Here is a 19,249-nt window from a genome sequence, read left to right as displayed (position 1 = left end):
TAAATACACATCTGTAGATGATAATAAGAATGATTTTTATTAAAAATAATCAAGAGTAGAGTTTGATTGTTTTACGAACGCTTCCTATATTTTTGTATGGGGTTAGCTTTTAGTTAACCCTTTTATACTTGCTTTAAAAGCTACACATAATAAAGCAAGGGGCGTAAGTATTTAGTTAATAAAATAAAGCTTACACGGATTACACAATATAAAATGGATTTATAATAATGAAAAAAAACACACTAAAAGAGCAATTTAAATATTCAGTATTGAGTACTTTATTGCCTATATTAATATTATGCTTTGGCATAGTTACAACAGCACATTCGGAATCAATCAGGGTAGAAGCTGAAAGCTACATTAATATTGATGGAACTTTCGTTGATGGACAACCCACTCCTGTTAGTACTTATGTAACTAATGGTGAAACGGCTTTAAATTATATTAATCGTGATGATGTTATTGATTATCAAATTACAGTAACGGAACCCGGTGATTATTCATTGGTTTACAGTATAGGGACTGCTATCGCTAGTGGATCGGAGATAGAGTTTTTAATTGAACAAAATAATAGCTTTATTTCACAAGGTAAAACAACTGTACCAAATACCGGGTGGGATAATTTTCAAGATCTTTTAGCCGGTTATACGGTGCAACTTACAGCTGGATCTCAAACTCTTCGACTAAGAGGAGCAGGAACCAATGATTGGCAATGGAATATTAATGCTTTTACTTTAACTCACTCTGGTGGCACATCAGTTATTGATAGTGATAATGATGGTGTAAATGATGAGTTAGATCAATGTCCTAACACGCCTCAAGGAGATGTGGTTGATAATGATGGTTGTACATTAACGGGAGCAACATCCTTTGTCTTACAAGCTGAAGACTACGATTCTGCAATAGGAGACGTACAAACGTTTAATTTAAGTGGTGGTGGTCAAGCTATTAACTATTTTAATAGTGGTGATGCGCTTAATTTCAATGTAAATATTGCTGAAAGCGCTTCATATAAAGTAACTTATCGTGTTGCAACAGGTGTAAACAATAATGTAGTTGCTGGTTTGCAAGCTAATGGTTTTAATGGGGCTTTAGAAGTTAAGGATAATACCTCTGTTATTATGCAGAGTTCTGACGCAGCGCTTTCTTGGGATATTTTTTATGATCAACAAGGTAGCTCGACATTTAATCTTTATAAAGGCGCGAATATTATCCGTGTTTATGGCGCAGGTAGTGCGGACTTTCAATTCAATATTGATTTACTTACTTTAACACGCGTTGGAGATGTTGATCCTGATACTGATGATGACAATGTTAATGACGAATTTGATATTTGTCCTAATACCTCAGATGCTGAACGTAATAATGTAAACTCTGTTGGTTGTGCACCTTCACAATTGGATTCTGATAGTGATTCGATTACAGATGACTTAGATCAATGTCCAAATACACCAATAACAGATTTTGTTGATAGTGTAGGTTGTACGAGTAGTGGTGGTGATGATGATGACTTTGATGGCGTTGATAACCATGTTGATCAATGTCTATCAACTTCTTATGGCATTAATGTTAATGGTTTAGGCTGTAATGTTAATGGAAACGATTCAGACAATGATGGCGTTGCAAATAATCTAGATACTTGTGGTAATACACCCGCAGGTGAGTTTGCAAATAAACAAGGTTGTTCCACTTCACAAGTTAATAATAATTTAGCTGTAGATGTAACGGTAACTGCTAATATGCGCCATGAAGTAAATGGTGTTTCTGATTTTGGACGTAATCGTCATATGACTATGCATAGCTCTATTTTTGAGCGCGATTGGAATGGTCATACTGATAAATTAAATTATATTTTAAATACTTTAGATGTTTATATGGGCCGTGATAATGGGTCATCAACATGGCGTTTTCAAGAAACAGAAGAAGATCCTAGCCGTAATAATTGGGCAAATCTTAGCTGGATGGTTACTAGAGGCAAAGAATTAAGAGAAGAGTACGATAGTATTCCTCTTTATAAGCGTTTTGCTACAGCTAAAACAGAGATGATTGCAGGCACGAACGTTAATCCTCTTTATCCCACGTTAAATTGGAATCCTAACGGTTCAACTTGGACGGGTTGGCAACCAAAAGAAATAGCTACATCAGCTGAATGGGTAGGCCAATATCTTGAAAGTTATTTTTCGAATTCCCTTAATGGTAACATTGGAGAGCCACTACCTAAATATTGGGAAGTTATTAATGAACCTGATATGAGGATGAAAACAGGGGCATTTGTGGTAACTAACCAAGAACAAATTTGGGAATATCATAATCTAGTCGCAGAACAAATACGTAATCGATTAGGTAATGAAGCACCACTTATTGGTGGTATGACATGGGGGCTACATGATTTCTTTCGTCGTGATGGGCTTTCACGACTTCCTGATGACAATTATTCTCAATATATTTCAATACCAGATGATCCAGCAGCTGAAGCCGAAAGCAAAGCGCTTTATTTATCCAGAATGTCTACTCCTGTAGACGATACTCGCAATGAGAATTGGTATCAATGGGATGTAATGTGGCGTGGCTTTATGGAAGCTGCGGGGGATAATATGGATTTTTATTCTGTTCATATTTATGACTGGCCAGCAGTAGACGCGACAGGTATTGATGTGGCTCGCCGTGGAGGACATGTGCAAGCGATGTTAGATATGATGGAGTGGTATGATGTTAAAAAAGGTGGATTAGCTAATCGTAAGCCTATTGTGTTATCTGAATATGGTGCGGTTCAAGGAGGATGGGATAGATTACCGCATCAAGAACGTTATGATATTACTAACTTAAAAGCTTTCAATGCTATGTTAATGCAATATTTAGAACGTCCTGATTATGTTGTTAAATCAATGCCATTTACTCCAGCTAAACCGTTATGGGGATATCAAGGTTTACAAGATGGCTTTATTACTGTTGGTGTATGTGGTTATAAAGAGGTGCCAGATTGTGTTACGCCTTATCATTATGCAATGTTAATTGAAGAACAAATTAATAGTGGTGATTGGCAATGGTCTTCATACATAAAATTCTATGAACTATGGGCAAATGTTGATGGTACTCGTGTAGACTCTTCATCTACTGATCTTGATGTACAAGTTGACTCATATGTTAATGGAGATGAGTTATTTGTTATCATTAATAATCTTGAAGAGACAGCGACAACCATCAACTTAAGTGTTGCAGGGGTAGGAAATGCGAACATTAACAATGTTGAAATGCGTCAAATGTACTTTGTTAATGAACAAGAAACCATCCTTGATCGTCGTCATATGAAAACAGCGCCAAATACATTAACACTTTCTCCTGACGCAACCGTTGTATTACGTTATTCTTTAAAAAGTAATATTAATATCAACCAAGTCGCGCAAGAAGTTAAGTATTTTGGTGAAAGTGTAAGTGGTGGTTCAGTACCACATCGTATTTCAATTACTGGCGGAGAGAAAACCCTTAATATTAATAATGTTTCAATTCCTTCAGGTTCTGCTGAAGCAACATTACGTTTAACAGTTTCGTTATTTCCTGATGCTGATGATAAACCCGGTGGCTTTTTAACTATTGACTCATTAAAAGTTAACGGCACAAGCGTTGATACTCCAATTGATTGGAGAGGACCAGCTGAAAATAGAAATGAACGTTATTTTGCTACACTAGAAATACCAGTACCTATATCGGTATTACAAACCAATAACAAAATAGATGTTAATTTCCATCATAATGGAGAGTTAACTGTTGCTAACTTAACTGTCTTAGGTTTTTCAAGCCAGCCGAATAGATAGTTGTTTTATGTAACTTATTTAAACCAGTATATTTTATGCTGGTTTTTTTATACCCGTTTGAATAATAAATTAAAGACCTGTATATGATGATTTCACTCTATTAAATATACCGCGAAGGTCAACACCCTCTAGTTTGTTAAGATAACTTTATTGATTAAGATGGATGGCGTGTTCTTTACATTGTTTTAGTAATGTTAAAAAGTTTTCTATATCTCTATCAAATCCTGTATCTGGTAAATAAAGGTGATAACCGTAAATACTATTTAACTGTTCTGTTCTGAAAAGCCATGCGGCTATAGGGCCTTTATATACTTTATTGTTTAAAGTGAAGTGATCGAAGCTGATCAAGCCATTATCTAAGGTTATCTCATCATTTTTAGCGGCTAGTATCAGTAATTCTCTTTGCTCGTGAATGAGTTTATTTGCAAGGCGAGGGGAAATATTGTCTGCAATAAGATCAATGTTTTTTAACTTAATACCAATATAGGGCAGGTGAGTTACATTAAAACCGGTACTTGAGGTAGGGATCCCTAATCGAATAATACTGTCCCATTTTATTGTCCAATTCCCATTTCTATGAAAAAAACAAAGGTGATGTCGCGTTAATTTGTAGCTGATGTCAGGCTCTGAATATTTTAATACGCCGGTAAGTAAAACAATGCAGCTAGCAAAAAATAACAGCATTAACTGAAACTTAAATTCAGCCCAATACCACGAATTGAGAAGCATGCTAATACAAATAAAACAAAAGCCTAACAATATGAGAAACATACCATTATGTTTGGCTTTAGGTTTTATTGTTATTTGTTCTTCTATAGAAGATTGCAAGAAGTTAACCTCAAAAATAGCAGAGTTATCGGATACTTACTCGCGGTTAAAATTAAACAGGATCCAGTTTGCACTATTGAAAGCCTTTATTCGTTATGACTATGCTTCTATATTTATGTCTTTTAACATTTTTCAAGGTGTAGTTCATTAATGTAATAAGAGGTAATGTTCTCTAATTTTTATATTGTATACAGTGTTGGTGTTGATTCAGGCAAGGATGCAATGTCCAAAACCGTTTCATAACACGTGGTCTTAGTGCCATTTTACAATTTACTACGATGTAATCGTTAATTAATTATTACCGGAGTTTTAACATGTCAACATTAATACAAATTGTCGTTACGAATAATAGTGATCACCTAACAAATTTCTACTTTTTTCAAGAGCCGGCTGTTTATGAAGGAGGACCTGAAACTTATTCAAATAGTCTGTTGGGAACACCGATATTACCACATTCTATTTCAGGTTCTAATTATACCTTTTTGTTAGAACTACAATACTACGCAGGTGTTCAACAAAGAGTAAATCCGCCGGAAGTAGGTCAACCTTCAGGCTATGCATCAGCTATTCAACAGGTTGGTCTTACACCGGCCCCTGGAGGGACAGCAACTAATAATAAAACCATCATGAGTGTATCACCATTGGGGTTAGCTCCACCTATCAATGATAAAGCAGTACAGCCAGGAGCATTTCGAATTACATCACCGGTTTATAATCCCAAGTTAGAGCAGTATAATGGAGGTACAGCTGTACAACTTGGTACTGGAGCAATCGTACTGTCAAATTATGTAACGGTTAATCCTAGTACAAACCTTGATTGTCAACCTATCTTGAAGTTCTATGTAGCGACAGGTGCTTATACTGCTGGAACCGTTATTAATTTCAGTAGCTCTTCTGTTCATGCTGCTCTTTGTGATGCAACCAGTGGCTTTACTACCTTTAATGTTAGTTACAACGCGGACGGAACTTGGACGACAACACCTAGTACAAAAAGCTTGGCTATAACATCAGAAGCAAAGTTAATAAGCATCGATTCAAATGCTCAAATAAAAAATGAAGCTGGAACAGCTGTTATTTCTACAGGTGTTGCGGCGAACTTTAATGATCCTGTTACTATCACCAACCTAAGTAACCCTAATGCAATTATATTGCACCATGAGTATCAAGTAGGCGCTACAGGTGGTCCTTTTGTTGGGCGTATGTGTACAGCAAAATCTGGAAATAGCGCTACTTTTTCTTAATAGGTAGTCAAGTTAGGTAAGCCATTTTATTGATACGTTTTACTTATACTCGTTATTATTCAAGATGTAGGTTTTTAGATTCATCGAAGAAGCACTTGATTGATAACGGGTATATTCGTAGACGTATCTTTATAAGGGATATAAGTATGTTTGATAATGATTTTTTTTATAAGTCAGGCTGCAATGAATTACTTAATTCATTACAGCAAAAAAATTTGGTATACAATTATAATTTTTTATACTTTAGTAATAAAACAGTTGTTTCTAATATGATTCATTATAACCATCCTGACGGTTGGATTTATAATGATCCTGGTAAAAATGCGGAAATTAGTTTAGATGGCGAAAACTGTAGAATTTTAACCAGCAGCGATACAACTTCTAAAATGACCTTTCGGCAAAACCTGAATGAGTTCCCTAGATGGCAAAGTGTTCTTAATGGTAATACGGTAACGGCGAGAGTAGTCATGACAGTCAGTGAAAATTGCCAAGTAAAGGTTATATTGTCTGATGGTTTCACTGATAGCACAAGAAAATCGATTAAGGGTGTAGCAGGAATTTTTGATGTTGAATTAAGTTTGAATGTTGCTAACAGCGCAGAACAACTTTATATCGAAGTTCAAAGTCAATCGGCATCAGCTGTGATTTCTATCAGTAAAGTATATGCAAATGTAGGATCTGTTGCGATTGAGAGTTTACCATGCATTGTTAACGGCGTTATTGGTGAGCGAAAGCAATATATAGCAACTGAAAATCCACCCGCTGAAGAATTATCATTGTGCACTGATAATCTCGAATTAAGTCCTAATCAAACAAGATTAAGTTCAGTGCTTAATCAAAGGTTTGGGCTTGGCCAAAATAGTTTGTCATTATTGCCTGATATGAGAGGTTACTTTAGCCGATCGTGGAATAATGGAGCAACGGTCGATACAGATGCATCCAAGCGGAAAACTTCAGGTAATGAAACTGTTATTGGAGATTATGTTGGAACTATTGAGACCGATGAATTTTTGAATCACGTTCATCAATTGGGTTATTCTACTGCTCAAATCGCATCAAGTTCAGGGACTCCTGGAACAGGATTAAATCTCCTTACAACCTCGGAGACAAAACAGACAGGAGGTAGTGAAACAAGACCTAAAAATATTGCGGAATTATATACAATTAAATGGGCATAATATTCTGTGGTGGTTATTTTAATTTGAAATAAAACGCTTTGCTCATTATATAAGTTAAATTATTTACTATTTATATGTAGTTATAGGTTATATAAAAGCTAAATTATGACTCGAGTTTTTTAATAAAATTCCTTGCTTAAATAAGAGTTGATGCAGTTTTTTTTGGTAAGTTGATTCTATCGCTTTTGCTGTACTTAAATTTTCTTCATTATCAAAAACACAGTGTATTAATAAACTATTCGGGAAGTTATCAAACTTAACGGTGAAGTTTATGTCACTAAAACCAATTAATTCTTCTTGTAATAAAACTTTTAATTTTTCTATAGTAGAGTCGAGCTTGTTTTGTAGTTTTTTTGTTGTTTTAGAGTGTTTCATTATTTTTAGTTCTTATAGGTTTGTGATGGTTTGAATTGTAATAAGCTTATCGTTATAAAGCTTGGATCATTTTTTTAATTTTTACTGCTTTTTCAAAGTGATCTAATTTTTCTGTCATTATCCACCAAGTAGCTACTTCTATTAATGTTTCTGGCTCTGAATTTTTGTTTTTGAAAAAAGCATAAAAAGATAAACCGACATTATCACCTTTTTGTTCAATTTTCTGGTTACACACTTCTATTATTCTTGCTCTAATAAGTTCATTCATGATGGGTTTTATCAGCTTAATTAAGGGATTTTAAACAAGAGGTATAATAATATTTATAAAGCTTATTGTATGTAGGAAATAACGTGATTTAACTAACTAAACCGTTACGTTTTAATCCTCGCCTTACATTTTTGCAAAGCTTTGCTAATTTAGATATTTCGCCAAGTTTAGGCACAACGTTGTTGTTAAGTTTTGCTTCCCAGTCACATAATTCAGTATCAACTATTTCTAATAGTTTTTTAGGACAACCTACACAAGAAGTACCACAAATATTAGCTTCAGGAGTAGTAAAAGGAAACTCTTCACGTACCTCAGTAATGAGATTTTTCATTGCTGTGACACAGTCAGGTTTTTTATTCATTGTCTGTTTTTTTACAGTTGTTATGAAGGAAGGATATTAATTATAACAACATAATAAATGTAACAAGTCCTTGTTCTAAATCAATAAACAGTTTCTACTTTATAATAAGTAGAAACTGTTTTTAACTATTACTTATTTAATCTCTATTTATTTAACTTTAATATCGCTACGTCGTAAGGGGCTAATTTTTCGCTACCCATAACAAATGTTCCTAATTCTGGATTAGGAAATGTTTGTTCGTAACCTGCGTAGTTAAAGATATAAGCTGAATTACCTCTGTGTACCATTCTCAGGTCTTTAGGTAATTTAATGGTATCAATATTTAGTTCGTTACTTAAATTAGCAAATAACTCGATTAAAAAGCTAACACAGCTTAATGAAGCAATATAGGTTGTGTTGTTTTCACGTACTACAGCGGGTGTTCCATCATGATACTCAGCAATAACAGAGGTATTTTCCGAAATTTCTAACTCTTCTCTCCAACATCTACTTTCGTACCAATGATTTTGATAGCTTAGTTTTTCGCTACAGTCAGGTCGTATGGTTTCTACCGAAAGTATCTTTATCGAGATAAGTGATTGTATTAAACCCGGAGCTAAATTTGGCGCTAAGCTAAAGTCTTTCGTTTTGCTGCCAGAACGCGGTCCAAATACAAAGTGAGCATTAGACGCTTTACACTTTTCAGCAAAGGCGGCATCCACAATAGGTAAACAAGGTGCAACAACTAAGCTGTATTGGCTAATATCACAATCGGTTGAAATAAAGTCTACCGCCAAACCTAATTGACGAAGTGCAGAGTAGTATTCAAATTCAACTTGTTGATGATTATAGCTGTCGCTTTGACGCTCTATTTCACTTACCCACTGATTAAGTGTACCTGTAACAATAGCGACTTTAGCTTGCACTGGATCTTCAATATTAAAGTCGGTTGCTTTTAACTCATCGCGCATATGTTCTATTTCAGCCCATGCTGCGGCTTTTGAATTATCGTTACGTTTTACACCAGCGTGCATTTGTTCTTGTGCAAATGGAGCTTGGCGCCATCTAAAGTAACAAACACAATCAGCGCCGTGGGCAAAAGCTTGCCAAGACCATAAGCGAACCATGCCTTTTTCGGGACGAGGATTATGATGAGCCCAGTTAACTGGCCCAGGTTGTTGCTCCATTATCCAAAAGTTTTTCTTACTTACCCCACGGCTTTGATCAAAGGAGTAACTGGCAAAATCAGGATGACCTGTACGCATGTAAGGTTTAAATTCTTCAGCAGGGCGCTGTGCAAAAAATAAATCAGAACGACCTAAAGGGTAGTTGTCGTAACTTACAAAATCTAAGTTTTCAGCTAATGCATAATTGTCGGTTTGTGTATCAACCATAGGAATATAGTTATGAGTCACAAATCGATTAGGTGAATGCTGACGAATAACTTTGATCATTTCATTATGAAAATGCACCACTTGATCTGAACTAAAACGACGATAATCTAATTGATGCGCAGGGTGAGTTTCAGTAACAGCTAAAATAGGTAATTCAATTTGCTTAAAATTATTATATTCCATTGACCAAAACACCGTGCCCCATGCTGTATTTAACGCATCAATACTTTGGTATTTCTTTTCACACCATTGTTGAAAGGCAAGTTTCGCATTTTCAGACCCGCTATGCGTTGTATCATGGCATGCAATTTCATTATCTGTTTGCCATCCACAAATAGCAGGGTGATTACCATAACGTTTCGCAAAGACCTCAGATATTTTCATTGCTGCATCAAAGTAGTTTTGGCTTGAAAAATCATAATGGCGACGCGAACCAAAACCACGCACTGTACCTGTATTTATGTCTACAGGTAAAATATCAGGGTGTTTGTCAATTAACCATTTAGGTGGGGTTGCGGTAGGCGTACACATAATAACTTCTAAACCTGCTGCTGAAAGTACTTCTACAGCGCGGTCTAACCATTCAAAAGTATAGTCACCGTCATTGGGTTCAACTCTCGACCAAGCAAATTCACCAATACGTACATAGCGTAATCCTAATTCACGCATCTCTTTAGCATCATCAGCCCACATAGACTCTGGCCAATGTTCAGGGTAATAACAAACACCTAACATGTATTTTATCCTATAAGTTTTAGTTTTTAAGTATAGCTAGAATATTTATATGTACTTTATCAAGGTGAATGTTTCGTTTTCGAAAATATTCGTTTTTGTTCTAAAGTTAATTATTTAGCCTGTTTAAGCTAGTGTAACCTGAGTTCAAAAAGAAGTCTTATGAAATTTATTGCGTTTTTGTTCTTTTTCGAATTTTTAATGTTTGTGTATAGTGAAATTTATTCATATAATCATTTTTATTAAAAGCACCCTCTAAGTGAATGTTGTTATATGACAACCTCTCAAACATCCCACCTAGAATATTTATAGGATAACTCTAATGAAGCAAGTACCTGAATTTGTTCAATTACACAGTGACTCTTCTACTTTATTAATTGATTGTAGTAATCAAACTCCAGCGATAGCTTACTGGGGGAAAAAGCTAAACCATGACACAACAGGTCAGATGATAAGTCTTTTATCAACACGCCAAGAAGTTAAATGTGCTGTTGTAGTAGAAGCGCCTATTTCTTTGTCGCCATTATTAGGGCAAGGATTTACAGGCGCGCCAGGTATTGAAATAACCAATAGTGATATCGCATGGTCTATGGGCGGTAAAACAACAAACGTTATTCAAAATAATGAGCATGAAGTTATTTTTGAATCGGTAGACGAAATAAGACAAATAAAATCTATTCACACCATAAAAATTGATTCACATTCAAACGTGCTAGCGTTAACCACAGAATTAGTTAACCTAGGCGATAAAGTATTAAATGTTAACTGGTGCGCAGCGCCAACGATACCTATGCCAGATGTTATGAATAAAATCATGTCGTTTGGTGGCCGTTGGTCGTACGAATTTCAACGCACAACTATCGATTTGTTTTTAGGTAGCTTTGTACGTGAAAACCGCAAAGGTAAAACTAGCCACGATAACTTTCCTGGCTTTCTTATGCATAACGAATTTACTCATGAAAACAATGGTGAATGTTATGGCTTTCATTTAGGTTGGAGCGGTAACAGCAAATTACGTGCTGAATTATTGCCAGAAGGGCGTAGCTATGTGCAACTTGGTGAGCTCTTATTACCGGGCGAAGTAGAACTTGCTGTGAACGAATCGTATAAAAGCCCAGTGCTATATTCCTCATATTCTGAAAATGGTTTTAATGGCTTATCTCATAACTTCCATCAATATGTACGTACACAATTATTGAAAGAAAAAGTAAGAAATAAACCTCGCCCAGTGCATTACAACACATGGGAAGGTATTTACTTTGATCACGACGTGGATACCCTTAAAGAACTTGCTGAACATGCTAGTAAAGTAGGGGCAGAGCGCTTTGTACTTGATGATGGTTGGTTTAAAGGTCGTCGTGGTGACGCAGCCGGTTTAGGTGATTGGGTGGTTGATAAAGACATTTATCCAAATGGGTTATCGCCATTAATTGAGCATGTTAATCAATGTGGAATGGAATTTGGCCTTTGGTTTGAGCCTGAAATGGTAAACCCAGACAGCGACTTATACCGCGCGCATCCAGATTGGGTAATACAAACACAAGGTAACGAACAGCTTAGCTTCAGAAACCAATTGGTTTTAGACTTAACGCGTAGCGAAGTTGTAGAATATTTATATAACGCCATTAACGATATTTTAGTTGAATACCCTAAAATTGTTTACATCAAATGGGACATGAATCGCGACATTAACCACGCTGGCGGACATAACGGTAAACCTGTTATTCACCAACAAACACTTGCACTATATAAGTTAATTGAACGCTTAAAAATATCAAATCCGCATGTTGAAATTGAAAGCTGCGCTTCAGGTGGATCGCGTGTTGACTATGGTGTGTTGCAACATACTGATCGTGTTTGGACGTCTGATTCTAACGACGCGTTAGACCGACTCGACATTCAACGTGGTTGTTCTTACTTCTTCCCATCAGATGTTATGGGATCACACGTAGGGCCTCGCGATTGCCATATTACGGGTAAGCATGTAAGTATTGAAATGCGTGCTGGCGTAGCATTTTTTGGTCATATGGGAATTGAAATGGACCCTCGTGAGTTAACGGATCATGAACGTGAACAGCTTACGCATGTTATTGCATTGCATAAAAAACATCGTGCGCTTATTCATAATGGTCGTGTAATACGTGCTAATTCTGATGGTGATTCAGTCGATTTTGGTATTGTGAATGACGACCAAACACAAGCGTTATTTTCATACAACAGTGTTAACGAAACTAAACGTACAGCACCTAAAAAATATCGATTCAATGGTTTAGATACCACCAAACAATACCAACTTGATTTTATTTGGCCGACTAAACATAAAGAATATTCAACATCAGTACTTAGTAAAGTTGACGGACAAGTGTTTACAGGCGAAGCATTAATGCAACTGGGTATGCAATTACCTATTAGCTTCCCGCAAACAACATTAATTTTTGAATTAAATGAAGTGAAATAACGTTTACACTATGTAGTTGAGTCACACAAAAAAGCCCGAGCGTTTAACCGCGCTCGGGCTTTTTATTGCTTTTAAATCAATAGCTTTCTGAATAATTAGCTATTACTTGGTTCAATAAATAACTGCTCGAGTAGTTTTGGTATTTTTTTCTCTTCATCTAAAAACTGTATACCTACATTGACTAAACCGTGTGTATTTCTACTGTTACATACTTTAGCGGGGACTCTTACTTCGCCATCTATAGGGCTTTGAATACAGACTAAAATATTAATTTTATTTACATGTGTTTTTTCACTTTTACTTTTAAAAGCAAATCCACAGCCTTTAGCTGAAATGTCACTAATAACACCACTAATTTTAGTTGTCTCATCACCTTTGCCTTCAAGCATAATAGTAGCAGGTATATGAATACTGGTTCTTTGTTGTGTTCTTAACTGACGGTTTTCTATTTTTTTGGGGTACTCAAGAAAAAGTAGCTTCTCGGGATGTAAAGTAATGTGTTTAATAGATGATCGAAAAGCAAAACATTCTCCCTTATTACCTTCCATAAGGTAACGCACAATCACCATGTTACCATCAACCAGTACGTCTTTATAATCGGAAGCACGCGCAACTTTAGGATACTTGAGTAAGATATATTTTCCTATCTCAAAGCCTACAAGTGTTAACTTGAGTCGAAGAGGTACGGGGTGGTTAATTTGAAGGTCTAACGTTTTCCCTGGCTGCAACTCAAATAGTTGCTTTGGCTCTTTACTACTTAAATCGGCCATTAGTTCCTATACTTTTCATAATGCTAATGTTTTAAATAGTATCAAACTAACCATAAGAAACAATCTTTTGTTTTCAATTAATTATTTCACTTAAATAGTTTATACATTTAACAATAGCATCAATTTTGTTCATCACACACGCTTAACAAATCCTCAATAAAGTACTGTAGAGCACGTGCTTCAATTGTTTTAATTAACCCTTGCTGCTCATCACTAAGCATGTGATACATAGACGCCGCACCAAAATCGCCAAATATAATATTCGCCTCTTCATCAAACAATGTGTTATGAGCATATAAATCGCCATGACAAACTTGATTCGCGTGCAAATGCTCAAACACCGCTTTCATTTGCGTAACTATTTTATCAACTTGCCCAACACTTAGACTAAACCCTTCAGTAAACGTATCTCTGGTGCAACTTTTAAAACACGGTGGTAAGCCTAAGTTTTTATAATTTTCAGGGATTAAATTCATGATCAAAGCTAAATAACCCGCTTCATTTACTTGCGCTAAACTACGTACTAAATTGGGATGGTTACCTGTTTTTAAACATGCTTGTAGCTCGTCTTGTGGGTAACCGTCGCTTGTCACTTCACCTTTAAAAACCTTAACCGCAATATCATCAGGAAATTCATACTGCTTTTCATTCCAAACCGCCTTTGAAATAACACCCGAAGCCCCTTGGCCAAGAACCTGCTGCAAGGTAAAACTTGAAGCCGTTAACAAAGGCACTGAATCTATTTTCAGATCTGAATAACTAAAAGGATTACCCGCAAAAGCAAACCAAGCCAGCTTAGGCAAATGTAATAATTGAGTAGGGCACTCGGTTAATTGATTCGCTGAAATACGCACCAATTCAAGATTATTTAACTTAGCCATAGTTAACGGCAAACGAGTTAACTTATTGCCTGCTAACGCTAATTTTTGTAAGCGTGGACGCTCGCCTAACGAATCAGGTAAAACCTCAATACAATTATCCGTTAAAATTAACCAACGTAATTTAGACGGTAACGCGTTTTCAGGTACGTGTTTTATTTGGTTAGACTTAAAACCCACCATTTCTAAGTTTTCGCATTGCCCCAACACCTCAGGCAGCGTTTCAAAAAGGTTGTTAGACGCAAAAATAATTTTAAGTTGCGTTAACTGCGCCAACTCTTTCGGTAATGACGTTAACTGATTATTAGACAAATCTAAAATTTCTAAACTGTCGGCTAACGACAGTATTTCTAATGGAAAGGTTGTTAAGTTTTCAGCAAGCGCTAAACGTTTAACTCCTTTTAAATCGCCCGACTGTAATTGAGAAAGAGTTTGCATTAATCATCCGTTTACGTGTTAAAAAGTTAAAACCGTTACACTAAAATATAGGTAAAAACAGTATCTTAAAAACGCGACAGTTTACTTGAAGCTAGTCCTAAAATACAGCTAGGGCCGCACCTTGAAGTTTTATTGTGATTGATACATAAATGTTTGTTTCATCATTATTTACTTTTTCAATTCAATCCCCTAAAATGCCTTGAAATATTTAGTAAGGATAGCTAATAAGTGAACGTAGGAAGCGTCTTCTCTCGCATTACCCCTCTATATTTATTAAATGTCTACTCCTTACTCTCTGATATAACATCAAGGAATTGATATGTTTGCTTGGTTTAAAAAATACGATGTTCATTTATGCTCCGCGGTATCAGGACGAATACTTGATAAAGGTAAGCCTTTAGCGGGTGTTAAGATTGAACGCGAACTAAGGTATATTGATAATAAAAAAAGAGTAGATAGTGCGCTGACTGACGAAAAGGGTTGTTTCACTCTTTCCGTTGTCAATGTTCGATCAAAAGCACCTGGATGGATGTTTTGTGAACAAATGACAGGTCAAACAATTGGCTTTTTTTATGAAAATAAATTTTATAAACTTTGGGGGACATATTTACCTGGTACTGAGCCTATAGAGGCTTATGATAAAAAACTCTCTTGTTTAAATGCTGATTTAGAAAACCCATTAGTATTTTTTAAATTTACTAATGACGACAGTTCTCATGTTCCACACGGGGCTTCTAGTATTTGTCGTTGGGATACTGATTTTGAAATCGATCACATCATTGAAGATTAAACAATATAAGGAAATATAACATGCGTGATTTAACCCCTACAATAGCCGTGAAACTCGCGGAAGGTTCATATCAAATAAAAGAAAAAACTTTAGGTGGAGGGTATGAGACACCTGCACTTAAGTTTTTATCCAAAGACTTCGACTTCAACCTCTCAAATAATGTAGTGCAAGGTATTAGTGGCTCTTTTATGGAGCACATATTTAAGCATAAAACAGGCTTTGCTGTTATTGGAACAGGTAAAAAAGGCGGTGATTATAATGGCCACACTGTTGTTGCAATACGAGGCACTGACATGAAACGTGATGTAGTAACTGACGTGCATTGCGGATTAAGTACTAGTGCGAATAATTTGCCTGCTCATGCAGGGTTTAATAAAACCTTTAATTCTATTAGGCCTGCCTTAGACGCCTATTTTACCAAAAATAATACCGGCCCTGTGCATTGTGTTGGCCATAGCTTGGGAGGTGCGTTGGCTCATTTAACAGCGAATTGGTTAAGTGAAAAACAAAGTGGTCGTCCTATTAACTTATACACTTTTGGTGCTCCACGCGTTGGATATTCGGGGTTTGCTGATAAAACGAGTAATAGCCTGAATAAAATATACCGTAGTTTACATATGGCCGATCCTATTCCTCTTATCCCTTTTTGGCCTTTTGTTCATACCGAAGGCGAATATGTACTTAATGCAGGGCCAAATATTAGTGCAAATGCGCACAGAATGGCAGGGAATTCTCCAGGTTATATTAACACGGCTAGTAGCTATAGAAGCTTTGCTGCTATAAACAAAAATAGTGCACATCTACATAAAGAACAAGTAAGGCTTGATTATGAAAAACGTCATCAAGCGAGTTTTACTGCGCGATGGGCACACCGTTTAGGCGCCGCTTTATTTACGTTATTACAAGATACCGGTTACTTAGCTCAAATTCAGCACATGGTAACGAGTAGTTTAACTTTTTACGATAAAGTTGCTATGGCGTTAACCGAAATTGCTGAAATGCCAGGTCGTTTCGCTGAGCAGCAAAAAGGTATGTTGGGCCATATGTTGGTTTTTGCAGGTAAACATGGTGTAACTATTACTGATATGTCGTATAAATTTATTCGTTGGGTACTTTCAGTTACTTTAGGTAAAGTTGCCGCTGTTGGAAGCCTTGCTTTGTCTATGCTGTAGATGTAATTCTGAATTTTAGTTCAAAGAATTATTTATGCATTCCATAAGGTATAAATGTAAATAGAGTTAATAAGTTATTAATAAAATTATTTGTATTATTAAAAAAGCCGTTTTCATAATGAAAACGGCTTTTTAGTTTGTGCTAGTTTAGCTTACGCAAATAAAGACATTACATCGTCAATTTTGATCATGGTTTTTTCGCCAGTGATTCTGTTTTTAACTTCAAGTTCTTGGTTGTCTAAGTTACGTTCACCAATAACCAGTAGTAACGGTGTGCCAATTAATTCATGGTCGGCAAACATTACGCCCGGTCTTTCTTTTCTGTCATCAAATATTACTTCAATGCCAGCTTGTTGTAATTTTTCGTACAGTGCTTCTGCGGTTTCTTTAACTCGTGCAGATTTAGCCATGTTCATTGGAACAATCGCTACTTGGTATGGTGCGATAGCCGTTGGCCATTTAATACCGTATTTGTCGTGGTTTTGCTCAATGGCTGCTGCAACAATACGTGAAACACCAATACCGTAACAACCCATGGTAAGTATTTGGTTTTTACCTTCTTCAGTGAGTACGCCACAGTTCATTGCCTGAGCGTATTTTTGACCTAACTGGAAGATATGACCGACTTCAATACCACGTTTAATTACGATGTTACCTTGGCCGCATGGGCTTGGGTCGCCTTCAACTACGTTACGAATGTCTTCTACTGTATATTCAGTACAGTCGCGATCCCAGTTAGCACCGGTAAAGTGAACATCATTTTTGTTAGCACCACAAACAAAGTCTGCTAAGTGGGCTGCACTGCGGTCAACAATTACTGGAATATTTAAGCCCACAGGGCCAATAGAGCCTGCATTACAACCCGCAGCCGCTTCTATTTGTTCGTCTGAAGCAAAAGTCAGTGGCGAGGCTACTAAAGGTAAATGCTCTGCTTTAATTTCGTTTAACTGATGATCGCCTCGTAATACAAGGGCGATAACTGGCGTAGCTTGGCCTTTAACTTCTTCGCCTAAAACAAGTAACGTTTTAGCGGTAGTTTTTACGTCAACTTTTAAAAAGTCAGCAAGGTCTTCAATTGATTTAACATTAGGCGTAGAAACTTCAGCTAAGTCTTGTGTAGCAGCAGGGCGGTCGCCTGTTGGCGCTAATGCTTCAGCTTTTTCTATGTTTGCTGCAAAGTCGCTAACATCACTAAATGCGATATCGTCTTCGCCTGAATCAGCTAATACATGAAACTCATGTGAAGCTTCGCCGCCAATTGATCCTGTGTCAGCAATTACTGGGCGGTAATCTAAACCTAAACGATCGAATATTCTACAATAAGCATCGAACATAACTTGATAGGTTTTTTCTAAACACTCATCTGTTAAATGAAAAGAGTAAGCATCTTTCATTAAAAATTCACGACCACGCATAATGCCAAAGCGAGGTCGAATTTCGTCGCGGAATTTTGATTGCACTTGGTACACGTTTAAAGGTAACTGTTTGTAGCTACTAATTTCGTTAGCAACTAACTTAGTAATAACTTCTTCATGTGTTGGGCCTAAAACAAATGGGCGATTGTGGCGATCGTTTAAGCGTAATAACTCAGGACCATAATCTTCCCAACGACCAGACTCTTCCCATAAATCGGCAGGTTGAACCATTGGCATTAATACTTCTAAAGCGCCAGCTCGTTCCATTTCTTCACGTACTATGTTTTCCACTTTTCTTAAAACTTTTAAGCCCGTGGGTAACCAAGTATATAAACCTGACGCTAAATTACGTACTAAACCTGCACGTAACATTAATTGATGACTGATAACTTCAGCGTTGGCTGGGGTTTCTTTCAGTGTTGAAAGTAAATATTGGCTAGTACGCATTGAGAAAATTTTCCGTTAAATAGACGTGTTAATTTCGTAATGGCGGTATTCTAACAGGGCACTTTGGTTGGCAAAAGCGATAAATAAACATTATTGATGTTTTTCCTTAATATTGCTGTTTTACAGGGTTATATTGTTGAATATATTGAGGTACATTGTTTAAAAAAATTAAAGGGTTAACTTAAGGAATAGTGATGACTGTAGAAGTAATAAAAGCCGATTACCACAATGAACAACACGCGAAAGATGTTTTACTCTTATTAAATGCATATGCGATGGATCCTATGGGCGGTGGTGAACCGCTTTGTGAATATACCCAGCAACATTTAATTGAAAATTTAAAACAACAAAATAATGTGTTTTCGGTGTTGGTGTATGTTGATGATAAACCTGCGGCTATTGCTAATTGTGTTGTGGGCTTTTCTACCTTTAATGCTAAACCTTTAGTTAACTTTCATGATGTAGCGGTATTAAAAGCGTATAGAAGACAAGGCTTAACGCAGCTGATGTTTAATAAGGTTGAACAAATAGCAAAAGAAATGGGCTGCTGTAAGTTAACGCTTGAAGTATTAGAAGGGAATACGGTTGCCAAGTCTGCTTATGCTAAACAAGGTTTTGCAGGTTACGAGTTAGATCCTAAAATGGGTCAAGCTGTTTTTTGGCAAAAGAAGTTATAACTTACTTAACTATAATAGGGCTTTAATATTAACGCC

15 protein-coding genes are annotated in these 19,249 nt (G+C 36.4%); 7 read left to right on the top strand and 8 right to left on the bottom strand.

Features of this window, described 5'->3' with window-relative positions:
• Window positions 1-227: 227 nt before the first annotated feature.
• Window positions 228-3,812, top strand: a complete 3,585-nt coding sequence (locus ACM9HF_RS04105) for a carbohydrate-binding protein (RefSeq protein ID WP_473614507.1) — start codon at window positions 228-230, stop codon at window positions 3,810-3,812.
• Window positions 3,813-3,959: 147 nt separating this feature from the next.
• Here ACM9HF_RS04105 and ACM9HF_RS04100 read toward each other — a convergent pair whose 3' ends face one another.
• Window positions 3,960-4,640, bottom strand: coding sequence for a DUF2982 domain-containing protein (locus tag ACM9HF_RS04100; RefSeq protein ID WP_473614503.1), 681 nt, complete (start codon window positions 4,638-4,640; stop codon window positions 3,960-3,962).
• Between the two features lie 314 nt (window positions 4,641-4,954).
• Between ACM9HF_RS04100 and ACM9HF_RS04095 the strand changes: the two genes are divergently transcribed.
• Both ACM9HF_RS04095 and ACM9HF_RS04090 read left to right on the top strand, forming a co-directional pair.
• Window positions 4,955-5,881 (top strand): hypothetical protein, encoded by a 927-nt coding sequence (locus tag ACM9HF_RS04095; protein WP_473614500.1) that lies wholly within the window; start codon window positions 4,955-4,957, stop codon window positions 5,879-5,881.
• Between the two features lie 146 nt (window positions 5,882-6,027).
• Window positions 6,028-7,059, top strand: a complete 1,032-nt coding sequence (locus ACM9HF_RS04090; protein ID WP_473614499.1) for a hypothetical protein — start codon at window positions 6,028-6,030, stop codon at window positions 7,057-7,059.
• Between the two features lie 87 nt (window positions 7,060-7,146).
• Here ACM9HF_RS04090 and ACM9HF_RS04085 read toward each other — a convergent pair whose 3' ends face one another.
• From ACM9HF_RS04085 to ACM9HF_RS04070, 4 genes are all read right to left on the bottom strand, one after another.
• The gene (locus ACM9HF_RS04085) at window positions 7,147-7,434 is read right to left on the bottom strand and encodes a hypothetical protein (RefSeq protein ID WP_473614496.1); all 288 of its coding nucleotides are present in this window, start codon (window positions 7,432-7,434) and stop codon (window positions 7,147-7,149) included.
• Window positions 7,435-7,486: 52 nt separating this feature from the next.
• Complete coding sequence (locus ACM9HF_RS04080; protein ID WP_473614492.1) at window positions 7,487-7,702, bottom strand: DUF6500 family protein; 216 nt, start codon at window positions 7,700-7,702, stop codon at window positions 7,487-7,489.
• A gap of 88 nt (window positions 7,703-7,790) precedes the next feature.
• Window positions 7,791-8,063: a hypothetical protein gene (locus tag ACM9HF_RS04075; RefSeq protein WP_473614489.1), complete on the bottom strand. Its 273-nt coding sequence runs from the start codon at window positions 8,061-8,063 to the stop codon at window positions 7,791-7,793.
• Between the two features lie 143 nt (window positions 8,064-8,206).
• Entirely contained in the window at window positions 8,207-10,171 is a 1,965-nt protein-coding gene (locus ACM9HF_RS04070; RefSeq protein WP_473614486.1) for a beta-galactosidase, read from the bottom strand.
• Between the two features lie 319 nt (window positions 10,172-10,490).
• Here ACM9HF_RS04070 and ACM9HF_RS04065 point away from each other — a divergent pair, with 319 nt between their 5' ends.
• On the top strand, window positions 10,491-12,626 hold the full coding sequence (locus ACM9HF_RS04065; RefSeq protein WP_473614483.1) for an alpha-galactosidase: 2,136 nt from the start codon (window positions 10,491-10,493) through the stop codon (window positions 12,624-12,626).
• Window positions 12,627-12,721: 95 nt separating this feature from the next.
• Here the strand turns inward: ACM9HF_RS04065 and ACM9HF_RS04060 are convergent, their stop codons facing one another.
• Window positions 12,722-13,396 carry a flagellar brake domain-containing protein gene (locus tag ACM9HF_RS04060; RefSeq protein ID WP_473614481.1) on the bottom strand — a complete coding sequence of 225 codons (675 nt, stop codon included), beginning with the start codon at window positions 13,394-13,396 and terminating at the stop codon, window positions 12,722-12,724.
• Between the two features lie 119 nt (window positions 13,397-13,515).
• Window positions 13,516-14,712, bottom strand: a complete 1,197-nt coding sequence (locus ACM9HF_RS04055) for a leucine-rich repeat-containing protein kinase family protein (RefSeq protein WP_473614478.1) — start codon at window positions 14,710-14,712, stop codon at window positions 13,516-13,518.
• A 319-nt stretch (window positions 14,713-15,031) separates the two neighbouring features.
• On the opposite strand from ACM9HF_RS04055, the gene ACM9HF_RS04050 reads away from it, so the two are divergent.
• The gene (locus ACM9HF_RS04050) at window positions 15,032-15,502 is read left to right on the top strand and encodes a DUF6795 domain-containing protein (RefSeq protein WP_473614475.1); all 471 of its coding nucleotides are present in this window, start codon (window positions 15,032-15,034) and stop codon (window positions 15,500-15,502) included.
• 20 nt (window positions 15,503-15,522) lie between these two features.
• Window positions 15,523-16,674: a lipase family protein gene (locus ACM9HF_RS04045; RefSeq protein ID WP_473614470.1), complete on the top strand. Its 1,152-nt coding sequence runs from the start codon at window positions 15,523-15,525 to the stop codon at window positions 16,672-16,674.
• 152 nt (window positions 16,675-16,826) lie between these two features.
• Here ACM9HF_RS04045 and ACM9HF_RS04040 read toward each other — a convergent pair whose 3' ends face one another.
• Window positions 16,827-18,536 (bottom strand): proline--tRNA ligase, encoded by a 1,710-nt coding sequence (locus ACM9HF_RS04040; RefSeq protein WP_473614467.1) that lies wholly within the window; start codon window positions 18,534-18,536, stop codon window positions 16,827-16,829.
• Between the two features lie 194 nt (window positions 18,537-18,730).
• On the opposite strand from ACM9HF_RS04040, the gene ACM9HF_RS04035 reads away from it, so the two are divergent.
• Window positions 18,731-19,213, top strand: a complete 483-nt coding sequence (locus ACM9HF_RS04035) for a GNAT family N-acetyltransferase (RefSeq protein WP_077341750.1) — start codon at window positions 18,731-18,733, stop codon at window positions 19,211-19,213.
• Window positions 19,214-19,249 lie beyond the last annotated feature (36 nt).

This window comes from Colwellia sp. RE-S-Sl-9 (assembly GCF_048296855.1).
GTDB lineage: Bacteria > Pseudomonadota > Gammaproteobacteria > Enterobacterales > Alteromonadaceae > Pseudocolwellia.
This window is presented reverse-complemented; position numbering and strand designations above follow the sequence as displayed.

Bases quoted from the DNA above. Each gene is read 5' to 3' on its own strand.
- ACM9HF_RS04065 (WP_473614483.1), top strand. From the start codon at position 10,491: ATGAAGCAAGTACCTGAATTTGTTCAATTACACAGTGACTCTTCTACT.
- ACM9HF_RS04045 (WP_473614470.1), top strand. From the start codon at position 15,523: ATGCGTGATTTAACCCCTACAATAGCCGTGAAACTCGCGGAAGGTTCA.
- ACM9HF_RS04060 (WP_473614481.1), bottom strand. From the start codon at position 13,396: ATGGCCGATTTAAGTAGTAAAGAGCCAAAGCAACTATTTGAGTTGCAG.
- ACM9HF_RS04070 (WP_473614486.1), bottom strand. From the start codon at position 10,171: ATGTTAGGTGTTTGTTATTACCCTGAACATTGGCCAGAGTCTATGTGG.
- ACM9HF_RS04035 (WP_077341750.1), top strand. From the start codon at position 18,731: ATGACTGTAGAAGTAATAAAAGCCGATTACCACAATGAACAACACGCG.
- ACM9HF_RS04080 (WP_473614492.1), bottom strand. From the start codon at position 7,702: ATGAATGAACTTATTAGAGCAAGAATAATAGAAGTGTGTAACCAGAAA.
- ACM9HF_RS04075 (WP_473614489.1), bottom strand. From the start codon at position 8,063: ATGAATAAAAAACCTGACTGTGTCACAGCAATGAAAAATCTCATTACT.
- ACM9HF_RS04055 (WP_473614478.1), bottom strand. From the start codon at position 14,712: ATGCAAACTCTTTCTCAATTACAGTCGGGCGATTTAAAAGGAGTTAAA.
- ACM9HF_RS04050 (WP_473614475.1), top strand. From the start codon at position 15,032: ATGTTTGCTTGGTTTAAAAAATACGATGTTCATTTATGCTCCGCGGTA.
- ACM9HF_RS04090 (WP_473614499.1), top strand. From the start codon at position 6,028: ATGTTTGATAATGATTTTTTTTATAAGTCAGGCTGCAATGAATTACTT.
- ACM9HF_RS04105 (WP_473614507.1), top strand. From the start codon at position 228: ATGAAAAAAAACACACTAAAAGAGCAATTTAAATATTCAGTATTGAGT.
- ACM9HF_RS04085 (WP_473614496.1), bottom strand. From the start codon at position 7,434: ATGAAACACTCTAAAACAACAAAAAAACTACAAAACAAGCTCGACTCT.
- ACM9HF_RS04040 (WP_473614467.1), bottom strand. From the start codon at position 18,536: ATGCGTACTAGCCAATATTTACTTTCAACACTGAAAGAAACCCCAGCC.
- ACM9HF_RS04095 (WP_473614500.1), top strand. From the start codon at position 4,955: ATGTCAACATTAATACAAATTGTCGTTACGAATAATAGTGATCACCTA.